This is a genomic window from Arthrobacter sp. SD76 (assembly GCF_049726125.1).
GTDB lineage: Bacteria > Actinomycetota > Actinomycetes > Actinomycetales > Micrococcaceae > Arthrobacter > Arthrobacter nitrophenolicus.
The window spans coordinates 767,702-782,693 of sequence record NZ_JBNBLR010000001.1 but is presented as its reverse complement, the minus strand read 5'-3'; the positions used below and the strand labels follow the sequence as shown (position 1 = coordinate 782,693).

General features: G+C 58.5%; 12 protein-coding genes. 7 read left to right on the top strand and 5 right to left on the bottom strand.

Features of this window, described 5'->3' with window-relative positions; all coding sequences use genetic code 11:
* Nucleotides 1-143: 143 nt before the first annotated feature.
* Nucleotides 144-1,940, top strand: coding sequence for a hypothetical protein (locus ACPEE0_RS03830; protein ID WP_424573954.1), 1,797 nt, complete (start codon nt 144-146; stop codon nt 1,938-1,940).
* Nucleotides 1,941-2,027: 87 nt separating this feature from the next.
* Here ACPEE0_RS03830 and ACPEE0_RS03825 read toward each other — a convergent pair whose 3' ends face one another.
* Nucleotides 2,028-2,279: an SGNH hydrolase domain-containing protein gene (locus ACPEE0_RS03825; protein ID WP_424573953.1), complete on the bottom strand. Its 252-nt coding sequence runs from the start codon at nt 2,277-2,279 to the stop codon at nt 2,028-2,030.
* Between the two features lie 450 nt (nt 2,280-2,729).
* Here ACPEE0_RS03825 and ACPEE0_RS03820 point away from each other — a divergent pair, with 450 nt between their 5' ends.
* A complete protein-coding gene (locus tag ACPEE0_RS03820) occupies nt 2,730-2,864 on the top strand; it encodes a hypothetical protein (RefSeq protein WP_424573952.1) in 135 nt (44 codons plus the stop codon).
* A gap of 75 nt (nt 2,865-2,939) precedes the next feature.
* A complete protein-coding gene (locus ACPEE0_RS03815) occupies nt 2,940-3,761 on the top strand; it encodes a hypothetical protein (protein WP_424573951.1) in 822 nt (273 codons plus the stop codon).
* 143 nt (nt 3,762-3,904) lie between these two features.
* On the opposite strand, the gene ACPEE0_RS03810 is transcribed toward ACPEE0_RS03815, so the two are convergent.
* Nucleotides 3,905-4,846, bottom strand: a complete 942-nt coding sequence (locus ACPEE0_RS03810; protein WP_424573950.1) for an SGNH hydrolase domain-containing protein — start codon at nt 4,844-4,846, stop codon at nt 3,905-3,907.
* A complete protein-coding gene (locus tag ACPEE0_RS03805; protein WP_424573949.1) occupies nt 4,809-6,065 on the bottom strand; it encodes an acyltransferase family protein in 1,257 nt (418 codons plus the stop codon). The genes ACPEE0_RS03810 and ACPEE0_RS03805 overlap by 38 nt, the downstream gene beginning before the upstream one ends.
* Nucleotides 6,066-6,254: 189 nt before the next feature.
* Between ACPEE0_RS03805 and ACPEE0_RS03800 the strand changes: the two genes are divergently transcribed.
* A complete protein-coding gene (locus tag ACPEE0_RS03800) occupies nt 6,255-7,691 on the top strand; it encodes a DDE-type integrase/transposase/recombinase (protein WP_424573948.1) in 1,437 nt (478 codons plus the stop codon).
* Between the two features lie 72 nt (nt 7,692-7,763).
* Here the strand turns inward: ACPEE0_RS03800 and ACPEE0_RS03795 are convergent, their stop codons facing one another.
* Complete coding sequence (locus tag ACPEE0_RS03795) at nt 7,764-8,987, bottom strand: MinD/ParA family ATP-binding protein (RefSeq protein WP_424573947.1); 1,224 nt, start codon at nt 8,985-8,987, stop codon at nt 7,764-7,766.
* Between the two features lie 323 nt (nt 8,988-9,310).
* Entirely contained in the window at nt 9,311-9,460 is a 150-nt protein-coding gene (locus ACPEE0_RS03790; protein ID WP_424573946.1) for a hypothetical protein, read from the bottom strand.
* Nucleotides 9,461-10,557: 1,097 nt separating this feature from the next.
* Between ACPEE0_RS03790 and ACPEE0_RS03785 the strand changes: the two genes are divergently transcribed.
* The 3 genes from ACPEE0_RS03785 to ACPEE0_RS03775 all read left to right on the top strand — a co-directional run bounded on the left by ACPEE0_RS03785 (nt 10,558) and on the right by ACPEE0_RS03775 (nt 14,531).
* Nucleotides 10,558-12,084, top strand: coding sequence for a polysaccharide biosynthesis tyrosine autokinase (locus tag ACPEE0_RS03785; RefSeq protein ID WP_424573945.1), 1,527 nt, complete (start codon nt 10,558-10,560; stop codon nt 12,082-12,084).
* A gap of 360 nt (nt 12,085-12,444) precedes the next feature.
* On the top strand, nt 12,445-13,473 hold the full coding sequence (locus ACPEE0_RS03780; protein WP_424573944.1) for a glycosyltransferase family 4 protein: 1,029 nt from the start codon (nt 12,445-12,447) through the stop codon (nt 13,471-13,473).
* Entirely contained in the window at nt 13,470-14,531 is a 1,062-nt protein-coding gene (locus tag ACPEE0_RS03775) for a polysaccharide pyruvyl transferase family protein (RefSeq protein ID WP_424573943.1), read from the top strand. Before ACPEE0_RS03780 ends, ACPEE0_RS03775 begins: the two co-directional genes overlap by 4 nt.
* The last annotated feature ends 461 nt before the right edge of the window (nt 14,532-14,992 follow it).

Here is a 14,992-nt window from a genome sequence, read left to right as displayed (position 1 = left end):
GTGGCCAGACGGAGATAGGTGGCCTGCTCCTCACCCCGGCGCCAGACTCGAGTATCGCCGATGCCAAACGAGTGCCACCCTGGCCGACAAGACACGTAACTTCCACGGTGGTTGTGCAAGCTCAGGCCAAATAGCTTCTGAACATGGCCAAAGAGATCGGCATCGGGGATCAGTCGGCATCGCCCGAAGTAAAGCGACGGGGGCTCCTTATATCGGGGACCGTGATAACTGCGCTAACGGGCGCTTCCGCATTTTCAGCTATGTCTGCCGACAGCGCGCATGCTGCCCCTGGGGGCGATAAGACGTCTCCCAACACGTATATCCCGACGGCTGAAAAGGCGAAACCCTCGGGCGTTGCAACCTTGGACGCGAACGCCAAGATTCTCCCCGAACAACTTCCTAACCTTTCTGACACGTATGCCAGTCAGTTGAAGATCACGAACACGACTACGGCGGCCGACATTACGGCCTGGCTGGCGTCAGCGAGCGCGTTGGGGGTCAAGCGGTCGGTTGGTGACGCGACCATCACAGGCCCGGTGGTGCTTTCCTCGAACCTGAACTGGGACGCTACCGGCACCACTCTGACCCTGGCGGCCGACGCTGCCCAGTCGATGGTGACCAACGACTGGGCCAACGGCAACAGCAACATCAAGATCACCGGGCTCACGCTCAACGCCAGCCGGACCACGGATAGTGATCCAAGGCCCCCGGCAAGCTGGCACGCGATACACCTCAAGAAGATCACTGGTCTGACCTTGGACAACGTCACTGTGCTGTGGCCACTTGCATTTGGAGGGCTGATCACCGACAGCACGGACATCTACCTGACGAACTACCGGACCCACAGCGAGCACATCAACCAAGACGGCATCCACTTCTTCGACTGCCAGGACGTGACCATCGACGGCATCCACGGGGTAGCAGGCGATGACCTATTGGGCATCTCGGCCCAGTATAGGGACGTCCGGAACTTCACCGTCTCCAACGTGATCGGAACGTCCAAGCACGCCTCCTTGGTCCGCATAAACCAGACAAATCGCTCCGTAGCTGCCGCCGAATCTCGGACCATCGAGAACATGGCATTCACCGGACTAGTCGGCTATGACTGCGCCAACAAGGGCTTCACGATCAACGACGTGCACAGCTCATCCAAGGTGAGCAACATCCGGGTGACGGACTCGACATTCATTCGCACAGCCCGCAGTGGCGTGGATATCGTTCGCGCTCAGGATTCCGAGTTCGATGTGACCCTTATTGATTGCGGCACCGGACTTGGAGTTACGGACTTCTTCACCCTGCACCCGTTCTACGCTGTGACTCTGGTCCGCTCCCGAGTGCACGTCCGCGTGATAAACGTCAAGGGTGGGTACAACGGAATCCACATCGCTGGCGGCAACAGCCTCATCATCAACCCGGAAATCCAGTACCCTACCGCTGGGCTGACGAACGCGCAGAACTGCGTGTTTCTGGGCAGCATCACCGACAGCCTCGTGGCGGACGGCTACACCGATGGTGGAGGGCGCTCCGTACAGCTCGGCAGCTCAACGCTATCCACGCAGCGCACCCGTGTACGCGGTCTGCTCATTCGCAACAACACCGGCTTCAGCATTGCCGAGGGCAGCATCTCGGACAACAACCTCATTGAGGGAAACCTGATCCGAAACGGAGGCGTCAGCAAAGCCGGAGCGAGCACCCGGGTGCGCCGGAATGATGGGGTCTACGTCACCGAGAACGAGGGGGTCGCCACCATCGCATCCGGCGGCACGAGCATCACCGTCAACCACGGCCTGAACGCCACACCCGTGGTAGTCATGCTCACCGGGCGCGGCCCCGAAACCGCTGACGCCTACGTAAACACCATCTCGTCGTCCCAGTTCCAGATCATGGTTCCGACCGCGGTTACGGCCAACCGAGACGTGATGTGGGAAGCGCGAGCCTAACCGTTTAGAGCGGTAACGGTTCAACGGCGTTTCCAGTTGTCAGGCCAGGGCGTGACAAATAATGACCGGAGAAGTTATCTGTTCGGTCTACAACTTGAGCGCCGAGGCGACCAGCGGCCCGAGATTAGAAGAGTAACTACTAGTCAGATGGCTTTTGTCAGCATAAACCGGAGTGGTACCTACGAAACCGGGACAATAATTGCCGGAACAGAACCAGTCACGAGTGCGGATCACTTCAATATTCTCGTCTGGCATTGCCTCCGCGGCGCCTCTCACGACGCTAGACAGTTCGTCATAACCATTGTCCGGCGAGGCAACGCAATCAGCGGGCTTGCTCACCCTCGTGACGCATTCCTACAAGCCCTTGCCACCCGGCGGTGGGTCCAGCATCACTATGCGGCCCGCCGCTCCGGTCAAACTGGCCAGCGTTGCAGCGGTGCCCGTCTGCCACTCAGTAACAGCTGCCATACTTTCGGCCTTTGACGCCAACCTTCGGCTAGCGTCGACAGAGTCAGAGAGGATGAGTAGATCAGGTTTGGACGACTTCACCTGTTCAAATGCCCATTGTCGGAACGGATCGCAACGCGGGTGCTCATAATTATCGCTGCGCATCACGGTCACCGTGGTAGCCGGAAACAGTTGCATTGTATAGACAGCCACTTATGCCGGAAAGGGAGTGGAGACTTCCAAGCTGAATAAGACCGAAGCGGCGACAACGTATGAGGCAAAGGCGCGGCGACATCAGCGTTCGCCCCCGCGCTGCAAAAGATCGCTGCGGGCACCAACGATGTGAACATTCTCATCGTCGGTGACTCGACCACCGCCAAGTACACCGGCCTAGACCAGACCGGCGTCCAGGTGGATACTTGGGGAGAGCGCCTGCCCGCCGCCCAGTACCCCACGCACACCATCTCCAGGCGCTAGTACAACGACGGCACATCGACCTATGACGCTGCCGAAACAATCGCAGGCACCGGGGCGCGGACAATCCACCTGTGGATGGGCGCGGTAGCTGGCAAGGACACCGGCTACCCCCTCATCAAATGGTCTTCGCTGCTGGTGACCCCGGCTACGTCCGGCGTGGACCTGATGATCATCGCGCACGGGCACAACAAAAAACAGCATTGCACTCAACATGGGCATCGACGCGGGCACGGACCCGAAACTCCGCGACCGCTACGTCGCCAACGTGTGTGCGCAGCGTTCTACGCAGACGGGCGCACCATCGCTAACACCCTCGTTACGGCGGACGGCCTACACCCGTCCAACGCTGGAGCCGTCGTCTGGCTGTACGCCATGATGAAACCCCTGTTCTTGAAGAACACCGCCGCGCGGCCGCTCAGCCCCGCGCTCCCCGCGTTCCTTGAGACGCGCCGCAACTTCCTGACCAACCCCAACGACGTCACCGCCACACCGGAATCAGACATCGCCACCTTCAAGGAAACCAAGGCGTTCTCCGCGCAGCTCGTCAAAACCACGGCAGGCTCGACGGCCAAGCTGGTCCAGAACATCACCGCGCAGGCGAAGCTCATGGCGGGCAAGGACGTGACATTTGCCGTGCGGATGTACAGCCCGACCGGGACACCGCAAACCGCAACGCAAATCTCGCTCAACGATGGCCCGCAGCTGATCATCTCGGACCAGTGGAAGCCCATCAACGATGTGTGGTTCTGGAAGATCATGAGGATCCGGTGCCGTGCTGCTATGACGGTTCTGACCTGCAACATTCAGCTCGATTCGAGCGGGACAGGCAGCAACGAAACGATCTACGCTGACCGCGCCTCACTGGCCATCGGGAAGTACCCGGCTGACTCGTTCTAGCGGATAGCCTTCGACCGCTCGTCTTCGTCCTCCGCATCCGCATCCGAATCGGGAATGCGGGGGATTCCGTCTGACCCAGATGCCAGCACTGACGGTAGCAGCGAGGATGAGTGCGAAGACGGCGAAGGTTAGAGGTTCCATGCTCATGAGTCCTCGGTGCCCTGGCTGCTAAGGGCAGCGACGGCGTCCGTAAAGACGGGTACCAGCAAGGCCGCGTACTGTTTCGTCGTGTGGACAGTGTCGCGCTTAACCGGGGTATTGCCGACAAATGAAGGGCAATAACCGGACGAGCAGAACCAGCTGCGGGTGTCAATCATCTTGGCGCCCGCAGCTTCGGCGGCGGACTGCATGGCCGCAGCCGTTTCCACGAAGTTCGAGTTGACCTCGTACATGCAGTCACGCGGCGTGCTGGTTCTGGTTGCACACTCGGCGGGCGACTTCCCACCCGGCGGTGCGGTTACAATGACGAGCTTGGAGCCGCTAGGCTTCAGAGCTTCGAGCAGCCGGGCAGTGCCCATCAACCATTCCTGCTGAGCCTCCGTGCCCCGTGCATTGGAAACGAGGGAGCCGAAAACACCGGAGGTGTTTGTAATGAAGACAATCGCCGGCTTAGTCCGATTGATTTCCTCGATTGCCGCCGCCTTGAAGGCGGCGCAATCAGCCATGAATCCCGGGCGGTCGTCTAGAATTTCCAAGTCCAGCGTGACGCAACCGGCCTTTGTCATGCCGCGCACGTTGTAGTCGGTGCCCATTGCGGCGCGAACGGTTGGCAGCAGGGTGATGCCGGTTGAGTCGCCGAGGACTACAGCGGTTTGTGGCTTCTCGGTGCCGAATACGCACCCGCCCGCGGCAATGTCGGTGTTGCCACAGCCGGCGTCCTCATCAGGTTTACCTTCCGCGAGGATGTTGTCGAACGAGGGCGATAGTTCTGGCCACGCCGGCGCGGCAAGGGCTGCATCGATTTGTGCTGTAAGGCGCGTGGCGTTTGTTTCCTCTGCGGGGGTTGAGGGCTTCAGCGTTCCGAATGTGACCGGGACCGGTGAGGCTTCAACTGCTGCTGTCTTCTGAAGCGCGAGCGGCAGCACGATTGCCAATGCTATTGCGAGCGTTCCGAGGCCAAGGTACTGCCAGCGCTCCATGTTCGGCGCGCTCTTCCGCTTCCCGGGACGGACGCCAAGTGCCGCCCTTGTACATAGCCATCAGTCGCTTCTGTGCCGGCTTCTCCACGAACTCAAAGGACGCGACGGCGAGGAAGCACATCAGTAGAACCATCACGACGTAAAACGTGATGTCCTCGGTGGGCCAAAGGGCGCCGCCGATGATGATCACGGGGAAGTGCCAGAGGTAAAGCGAGTATGAGGCGTTTCCGATGTACTCGGAAACGCGGTTCGTGAGGAACTGGAATCCACGGATCGGGCCACCGGTCCCGGCAAGGATGACTATGGCGGTGGAGACAACCGGGAGTGCGGCCCACGGTGCCGGGAACGTGAAGGACTTGGCGATGATCGCAATGCTCGCGGCTATGCCAGCGATGCCCGCCCATCCCAGCGTGGACCGGAGTGCATAAGGAATGTGCTTGAACAATGGGTTGAGGACTGCGAGCAGCGCGCCGACGGCAAGCTCCCATGTGCGGGAGGGCGTGGAGAAGTACGCCCACGACGCATTGTTTGCAGTTTCCGCCAAAGCCCACGCGAAGGACAGTCCCACAATTGCAGCCAGGACCGCAGCCAGGGTGACGCGGCGTGCACCGATGGATGCTCCAAGGCGGGCAGCGAGCCCCAGGACCAGAACAAGCACCAGAGGCCACAGGAAGTAGAACTGCTCCTCTACGCCCAGGGACCAGTAGTGCTGCAACGGCGACACCGGCGCGTCCTCAGCCCAGTAGTCCGTTCCTGTCATGGCAAAGCGCCAGTTAGCTGAGAAGAGGAACGCCCACAGCCCGTCTTGCATTATGCTGTTGGCGCGCTCCGCGAAGAACGCGATGTAGCTGACAGTCACTGTGGCAACGATGGTGAGGATGCCAGCGGGCAGGATGCGTGCCACCCGGCGGAAGTAGAAGTCCTTGAAAGAGAGGTGGCCGGTCGTCTCGTGCTCTCGTATTAGGCCGAGGGTAATCACGAAGCCCGAGATGACAAAAAAGATGTCAACGCCGACGAAGCCGCCGCCAGGGAATCCGATCAGGTGATTGGCGACAACTGCCAAGACTGCGATGGCACGAAGCCCTTGGACGTCCAGGCGCTTTGCGTGGGGCTGTTTCCGGGTCGGAGACGAAGAGCGGTTTTTGGTCAGCGTCAATTGCGCCATGATTCCCCCATGTTGGATCTAAGACTGGGCTAATTCTACGGCCCCGTTAGAGGCAAGTAAGACCGCGCGTTGACTCATTGGAAAGGTCCGCGTGGCGGGATACGTTGCCTCATTGGAAAAGGTCCGGGAAGATCCGGGCGCGGACATCCTTGAGGGATGGGACTGACGATGAGCCACCGCAGGGCCGTCATGGTGGTCAAGGCCCGGGCGTATGCCCGCGGGAGCCGGACGGAGAAGGTGCGGATCCTGGATGAGCTTGTGGAGCTGACAGGCTGGAACCGGGACTATACGCGGCGGGCTTTGAGGCAGGCGTTGGAACTGCGCCCGGTGCGTGCGCGTCCGCCGCGGCCTCCGGTTTATGGTCAGCGGGTGATCGAGGCGCTGGTGGTCTGCTGGGCGGTGCTGCGGGCTCCTGCCGGCAAGAGGCTGGCGCCGATGTTGCCGGTGCTCGTGCCCTTGCTGCGCCGGGACGGGGAACTGGAACTGACGGACGCGGAGGCGGTGCTGCTGATGCGGATGAGCGCGGCGACGATTGACCGGAAGCTTGCTCCGGAGCGGGCAAAACTGGTGCTGCGGGGCCGGTCGCATACCAAGCCCGGGTCGTTGCTGAAGTCCCAGATCCCGGTAAGGACGTGGGCGGACTGGGTTGACGCGGCGCCCGGGTTCGTGGAGATCGACCTGGTCGGGCATGACGGCGGGATGGCCTCCGGACAGTTCTGCTTTACCCTGACGGTGACTGATATCGCGACCGGATGGACGGTGAACCGGTCGGTTCCGAACAAGGCCCAGAAGTGGGTGTTCGCAGCCCTGCAGTACGCCTTGGGGCGGTTCCCGTTTCCGATTCTTGGGATTGACTCTGACAACGGGTCCGAGTTCATCAACGACTACCTGCTGGAGTACTGCCATGCCCGGCAAATCACCTTCACCCGTTCCCGGCCGGGAAACAAGAACGATGGCGCCCATGTGGAACAGAAGAACTGGGCGCGTGTGCGTGAGCTGGTGGGTTACTACCGTTACGACACAGCCGCTGAGCTGGAGAAACTCAACGCCATCTGGGAACTCGATGCGCTGTTCACCAACTACTTGTTGCCCCAGCAGAAGCTGCTTTCAAAAGAACGCCACGGGGCCAAGGTGGTCAAGAAACATGATGCCGCCCTCACGCCGCATCAGCGCGCCGCCCGCCATCCGGGCGTCGGCAAACGCCCCGTCATCACCATGGACGCGCAGTTCAAACGCCTCAAACCCGCGGCACTGTCACGGCAAATCCTAGGCCTGACCGGACAGCTTGAAGCGCTTGCCCAAGCGAAAGCCGCTCCCCGCGACTACAAGATCAACATCTGGTTCAACTCGTATCCGAAACGGACCTTTCCGGTGAGGCAACGAAATAGTCGCCCCCGACCTATTGACGTGAGGCAACAGGGACCGGTTAAGTTCCGTATATTTGCCCGGCCGGGTGCAATCAACCTTCCGATACTGCCGAGGCAGTCAATTCTCCAGACAGCCACAATCCGCTCAGGCGCCCGGCACTTTACCGCAACTGCAGGACAGTTGACGTCCCTCATTCAAATGTTCGAAAACGTGGTTATCTCCCAAACGGCCTGGGTGTTGGCGCCGTGTCTACCATAGGCCTTACAACGAACGCCGGGCCGACGTCCTCCACTTAGTTGCTCCTCAAACATGACAGGACGCTGAGTAGAACTACCGGTACCCGTCGACGATCGCCGCAGCGATTTCCTTGTAGGCCCGCCGGGTTTCCGGCTTGAGCACGTCGAGGGTGACCAGGTCGCCGTCCGCCACCCCGCGGTCGTGCGGGACGGCGATCAGTTCACGGCAGATCCCGGCGAGGTGTTCCTCGATGGCGTCCTTGTCCACGCGCGAGGACACCTCGTCCTTGTCAGTGATCACTACGATGGCATTGCGTGCCAGATCCTCGTATCCGTGGCTGGCCAGCCAGTGCAGGGTGCTGCGGGCGCGCTTGGCACCGCTCACCGCGTAGCCGGCAGCAATGACCAGGTTGTCGGCTGACTGCAGGATGCCGCTCATCGCGTTGTGCGTGACCCCAGTACCGCAGTCGGTCAACGCAACAGAGTAGTAGCTGGAGACGAGCTTGCGGATCCGCAGGTATTCCTCGGCGGTCAAAGAGTCAGAAACCTCCGGGTCCTGCTCCCCCGCTATCAGGTGCAGCCGGCCGGCATGGTGCATGTACTGCGCCAAGGCGGTCAGCGAATCCACGGACTCGATGTTCTTGAGAAGATCTGTAATCGTACGGGGGCTGGACTGCTGGTAGATGCCCTCCCCCAGTGCACGCTCTACCAAGTCCCCCGAATCCGGGTTGGCGTCGATCGCGCAGGGGGCGTCGCCCCGGTACTCCGCCAGAGTCAGGCCAACACCTACTGTCGTCGAGGTTTTCCCGATGCCACCTTTAAGGCTCAGTACGGCAGTGTTATAGCTGCCATGCAGCTGCCGGGAGATGCGCCGGGCTAGTTCGTCTTCCTGGCGCTGCTTCGCACCGGGGCCAAGGTTCCAGGCACCGCCCGAGAGCTTGTAGAGGGCACCGCGGAATCCGCCGACAGGGCGCGGCTTTTGTTCCTTGACGAACAGCCCTGGCGAGCTGATGAAGTCCGGCATGGGACTGTCCGCAATGGTATCAGCAACAGTGGGCCGGCTGCGCCGGAAGGCCGGGGCGTCCGAGGGAGCATCTGCCGGCATCGGGGGCACATGCCGGGCAGTGTCGGGCTGCCGGGAGGAAGTGCTGTCGGGAGTCGCTGGCTCTGCAGATGACGGCGCCCGCGTGGGGGCGGGCACGGGAGTGGGCTGCTTGGCTTCATCGGCTGCGGCTGCCGCCTCGGCCCAAGAGGTCCGGGGCGTGGCCGGCAAGCCGGCATCAAGCTGGCTGGAGGTGTCGGGTGTTATGGCTGGCATGGTTCCTGTCCGGACATCCGTCAGTTCATCGTCGGTGCGACGAAGGTCGCGGCGACGGCGCTGCGGCTGGCCTGCATCCTCTGCATGGGCGCGTGCGTTCTGATCCGCCGGATCGGGCATGTCTGTCCCCCAGGACGTTCGGCTTAGGTTCTGCGGCACTGATTCAAACAGTAAGTCTAGGGGGTCTCGATCCTGGGCAGGTCAGAGGCGCAAAAGTGCAGCAGCCACGACGGCGGCTGTGAGGATCAACAGAACGGTTAGGACCGCATAGCCCTGCCACTTAGGGCGACCTTTGTGGGGATTGATATCAACGTACGGCATGGCTAGCGGCGGTCACCTCGTAGTGCGGGGGTGGAAACGGTGATCCGTACGGCTCGCCGCTTAAGCCGCAGCACTTGGTACAGGACAACGAAGGGAACCAGCAGGGAGCCCAGCAGCGCACACAGCGCCAAGGCGTACTCGGAAAAAGCCACAATAGCCTCCATTGGTCATAGTGATCCCCATCGCCATGACCTAAGCATGTGACTGAGTGAATGACAAGTCACGTCAATAGCAGGAGCAACGCTTGCGGCATCTACCATTTCAGAGCCATCAACACGACAACCACTGTTGTGGCTGTCAAAGCAAAAAGCAGAAAGCAGGGAAGTACCCTTATTTTCCGATGTTCCAGCTCCCATCGTGAACACGACCGGGCGTACGCGGCCCCCAATCGCCCCATGCCGAACGCTACAAGACAAAACCTTGAGATCTGATCAAATTGATAGCTTTTGTTACGCAGCAACTACCAGGCAGATACCAACGTGGTGACGGCCATGATCGTGCGCAGAACTTCCAGCATCCTGTTCAGCACCAGAGCGATCACAGATAGGAGTGCGCCCGCTCCAAACTCCCCCCGCACACGACCCGCCAGGGCGAAACGACGTGGGACTGTTCTTCCACAGCCACGACCAAAGGCGAAACGGGCACACGGCAGTCTCCGCTTACAGTCCGTGCTGAGCCAACTTAGGTCGCCTGCTGAGTCTCCCCCCCCCCCTCATCCGGATTCTGGGACGTTGTCCGGCCCAGTTTCGCAACCGTGGCCGTAGGTCCCATGTCAGGCGCACCATATTCCTGTACTGGTGTAATGGGAAATACAAGTACTCGTCAGCTATAACCATTTCTTAGGGGTTATATTCTCCGCCCTAGGCGATTGTGCGTACAGGCCATTCCGGAGTGCTGGAATTACGATTGCCCTCTCTACACTCGGATCGGGCAATACAGCGTAGTGACGCACATCTGCAACATCAGCCGCAATGACGTAAGGGTAGTCCTCAATAGGACAGCGGCGGGTTACCATGCATGCTGTTCGCCCGTCGGCAGGGCTTCGCCATGCTAAGGGACGCCATTCCTTCTCGCAGGAGAAACCATGTTGGGCGGAGGGGCCGGCGGCCCGGAGCGCTCCGTCAATCAAGCGCTTCCCGGCGCTCGGGCACTTTGCTGATAGGTACAATACTGTGGACCGCACGAATATTGCCGTTCTGGTGGCGAGCCAAAGGCAAGCCCCCCAGACGAGAGGCCAGGGGGACCCGTTTTGGACCTACGCGACTATGTCCAGGTATTACGTCGTTGTTGGATTTTGATTTCTGCCTGCACTGCCGCCGGTCTTCTCATCGCCGGCAGCGCGGTGCTGCTTACCAAACCCTCATACACTGCTAGCACTCGGCTTTTTGTTGCGATACAGAGCTCAGGAAGTGTTCAGGAACTCCAGCAAGGAAACATTTTCACGCAGGCAAGGGTTCAGTCGTATGTCAAGACTGTCAGCACGCCTGTAGTCCTGCAGCCAGTGATCGATTCACTAGGCCTGGATGCGACGCCAGAACATCTGGCTGCCAGGATCAAGGCCAGCAATGACGTGAATACTGTGATTATCAATATCGCCGCTACTGACTCGTCGCCCGTTCGAGCGGCAGCTATTGCCCAAGCCACTGGAGAAAGTCTCGTGCGCGCAGTGGAAACCCTCGAGAAACCAAGAACAGGCGGCGAGTCACCCGTACGACTTTCTGTAGTAGCACCCGCTACCGCGCCTTCCGTTCCTTCGGCCCCGAACACCCGACTCATACTAATTTTGGGGCTGCTCCTGGGACTGGTGGCGGGGGTTGCTGCTGCAATGCTTCGCGCGCTCCTCGACACGAAAGTCCGAGGCGAAGCGGATTTGCGCCGCGTTACTGACGCACCTGTTCTTGGTGGCGTTGCGTTCGACTCCGACGCGAATGAGCGCCCCCTCTTGACGCAGATTTCGGCGCACAGCGCGAGGGCGGAGTCATTCCGGCAACTCCGCACCAACCTGCAGTTTGCTAACGTTGCCGGTGCGGCCAAGTCAGTACTTGTAACATCATCTCTTCCAGGGGAAGGCAAGAGCACCACGGCAACAAATCTGGCCATCGCTTTGGCGCAGGGAGGACAAAGCGTTTGCCTCGTCGACGCTGACCTGAGGCGACCAATGGTGAATGACTATTTAGGTCTGGATCGCAATGCCGGACTGACAACTACCCTTATAGGTGCCGCAGACGTGAATGACCTGTTGCAACCCTGGGGTGAAGACAATCTCTACGTTCTAACCTCAGGATCCATTCCCCCGAATCCGAGTGAGTTACTGGGCTCCGCTCAAATGCACGGCCTTCTCGACATGCTGGAGCAAGCGTTCGATGTCGTTGTAATCGATGCACCGCCTCTGCTCCCAGTTACTGACGCCGCAGTACTAGCCCAGCGGGTGGGAGGTGTCATTGTTGTCGCAGGTGTTCAAAAGGTGAAGCGTCAAGACTTGGAAAGGTCCCTGAAGGCTTTGGACATGGTCGGCGTACAAGTTCTTGGCATCGTCATGAATCGCCTCCCCATCAAGGGGCCGGACGCATACTCTTACACTTACTATTCTAATGAAACAACTAAAGCAGACAGCGCGCCAAAATCGAGCCGGCGGAACCGAGACAACGCCAAAGCCCCTGCTTACTCCGAGTTGTCGCTCGAAAATCTTCCGGCAGATTCTTCAACGACACGAGTACCTGCGAATTACCCAGGCCCTACCGCGAATCAACTACAAGCGAACACTAGGAGCTATTGAGCCTACAATGTCCGCTGAATAGTGAAAATTGGCTTTGACGATAATTAATGGCGTCAAGTATCAACGCTAAACGCTGCTCAGCCTAACCACTCTGCGTTAGCGAAGAAAGTTTGCAATGAGACGAATGGGTAAACCTCGCAATCGAAAGTGTCATCGACGAAGCAAAGATACTTATTTAACTGCCGCGGTTCATCAAAAGACCCACCGTCACGCCTTCAGCTTGTACTGGCGGTGATATTTATTCCCGCTAAAATACCGCGGTTAAGTCGAAACGTTTCTCGACGTTTCTATAAGCATTTCCAACTCTTGCTAAATAATTAGCTATCTCGTATTTATACATTGACCTAATGGGGGACTTGCATGAAAATAACCATGCCTGCGCGAATTCTAGACCGTAATGTTGGGGGGAACACAACATACGCCCGAAATATAGCCCGCGGACTTTACGAACGCGGCGTAGAAGTCAATCGCATACCAGTCGGAAAACATCCCGTCCATACAGCCATTCTTGAGACGCTAGAGGCGCTTCGTCCACCTACCCGAGACCGGGTGATACATTTCGTAGCCGATACTGGGCCAGTCGTTGCAACGAAGGGCCCTTCCTTGGTGACCGTACATGGGGTAGCAAGCCGGTGGATATCAACAGCTAGGACCAGTCGGCAGGAATACGTTTGGCGAAAGCGCGTGGCAGCAGCTATCAGAAATACCAACAAAGTAATCACGGTATCTGAATCCAGCGCTGACGACATTTCAGCCGTTTTCAACGTGCCTCGGGATCGCATTACGGTAATCCATCACGGTATCGACGGCACCGCCTTCAATACGGCGACTGCGCTTTCCGATGAACTTGCTCAGAAGCTTCCCAATGAGTTTGCCCTGTATTTGGGCAATGTGGAGCCGCGAAAGAATTTAGTAGAACTCGTTGAAGCTATCAATGCTAATGCGACCTCAAGCACTGCTATTCCGCTTGTGATTGCCGGTCGTCAAGCCTGGAATTATCACGAGAGCATGCGCGTCATTTCCGATTCGCCAAACGTAATTTATCTCGGCTTCGTAAACGACGAGGATAGGCGCGCACTAATGCAAAAGTGTCGCATCTTCGTATTCCCGAGTCTCTATGAAGGTTTTGGCTTCCCCATACTTGAAGCGATGGCAGCCGGCGCCCCCGTTTTGACTACCGATAAAGGTTCACTGGCCGAAGTTTGTGGGCCCGCGAATATCATCAAGGGAACCGACCGTCATAGCATTCAACATGCTCTGTCTTCAGCACTGGTAGACCAAAAATGGCTGGATAGAGCGCCCGCTGAAGGTCGGGCTTGGGCGGGCCGTTTTAGCTGGGACAAGAGCGTGAATGCCCACATGGACGCTTACAGGGAGCTCCTCAGATGATTCGTGTTTTGGTTGCAAATGCCTATAGCTCTGAAAACAGCGGAGATGGTCTGTTGGTCGATGAGACTCTGGATCTAATCCATGAGGCATTTGGCGACGACGTTCAAGTAACGCTCCTTGCTTCGTATCCGGAGTCTTTCAATCATCTGGGTATTCCAGTCATACGCAGCAAGCCGAACCCGACAGGTTATGACCCGGCATATAGGGCCCTGCTGAGGTCAAAGTTCAGGGACTTTGACCTGATTGTGGGAGTGGGCGGTGGATATTTAAGAGCAGGATCGTGTACCGAGCTTGTGAAGACTGGACTGGTAATGGGACCGCAGCTTTTTCAGGCTGCCCTCAGTTCTACCCCGTCCGTTTACCTTCCCCAGAGTATCGGTCCTGCCCGGCTCGGGAGCCGGCGCCTCCTTTCGGCTCTGCTCAAACGACTATCAACAGTTTGGGTGCGAGACGAGAGGAGCCTGGAGGAGTACGCGTTGGCAGGCGTACAGCGCTCACCGGACTTAGCCATCCTTGGCATGAATCGTGCAGTTCTGCCTTTCGACTCCGATGCTCCGATAGTTCTCACCGTTCGTAGCCATCGTGGTGGTGTTCCACAGGCCGTATACCCACTTCGCGCGCAACTGGGAGTAATCGACAGTTTCATTCAGAGTACCGTTGGTGGAAATAACGATACGAAGGCCGTTGAATCCCTTCTGCCTAGAAAAGTGCTGGAATCGAAAGCACTCATGACTGGAGCATCGTCCGCTAGAGTAGTCGTTGCTATGCGACTGCACGCTGCTCTAATGGCTCTGCGTGCGGGCCACTACGTCATCCACCTTTCTTACGAGCGAAAAGGGTTTGGCGCCTTTGCAGATTTGGGCCTCGAGGAATACGTCTTCAACGTCCATGATTTTGATCCAAATCGCGTGGCTAAACTTGCTCAAGATCTGGCGGCGAATGAAGAACGCCGCGACGATTATGATCTGGCCATAAAGGATGCGTTCAGCGCTGTTAATTCGCATCGTTCGAAAATTGTATCTTCACTGCGGAATGCCGTTGGACAAAGAGTACGATGAAGAGCCCCTTTGAAGCCAGGGAGACTGCGACAAACCTAGGTAGGCACGGCTCTAGGAAAAATAGAGCGAGCCCGTCGAAGAGGGGTCGTCTTATTCTGGGTTTCATCGATCAAGGAATAGTCAGCGCAAACGGGCTGCTCACCTTTGTTGTTGCTGCGCAATTTCTGGCCCCAGTGGATCTTGGTTTCTTTTCCTTTGGCCTAGCTACGTGTCTCCTGGTAGTTAGCCTCTGTCGGGCAATATGTGGGGAACCACTTTTAGTCCGGTCGGTTGGCGCCTATACTGGCCGGCCATCGATTGGTCGTGATACTCGATCGATGTTGGGCCTGACCGTGATCATCGCCCTCGTATCAGCTATCGTGTGCGCATCGGCAGCTTACTTGAGCGGCTCATCCAGTGGACCACTATGGGCGGCAGCCATCGCAGCGCCTGTTTAGTGCTCCAAGACTCCCTTAGATACT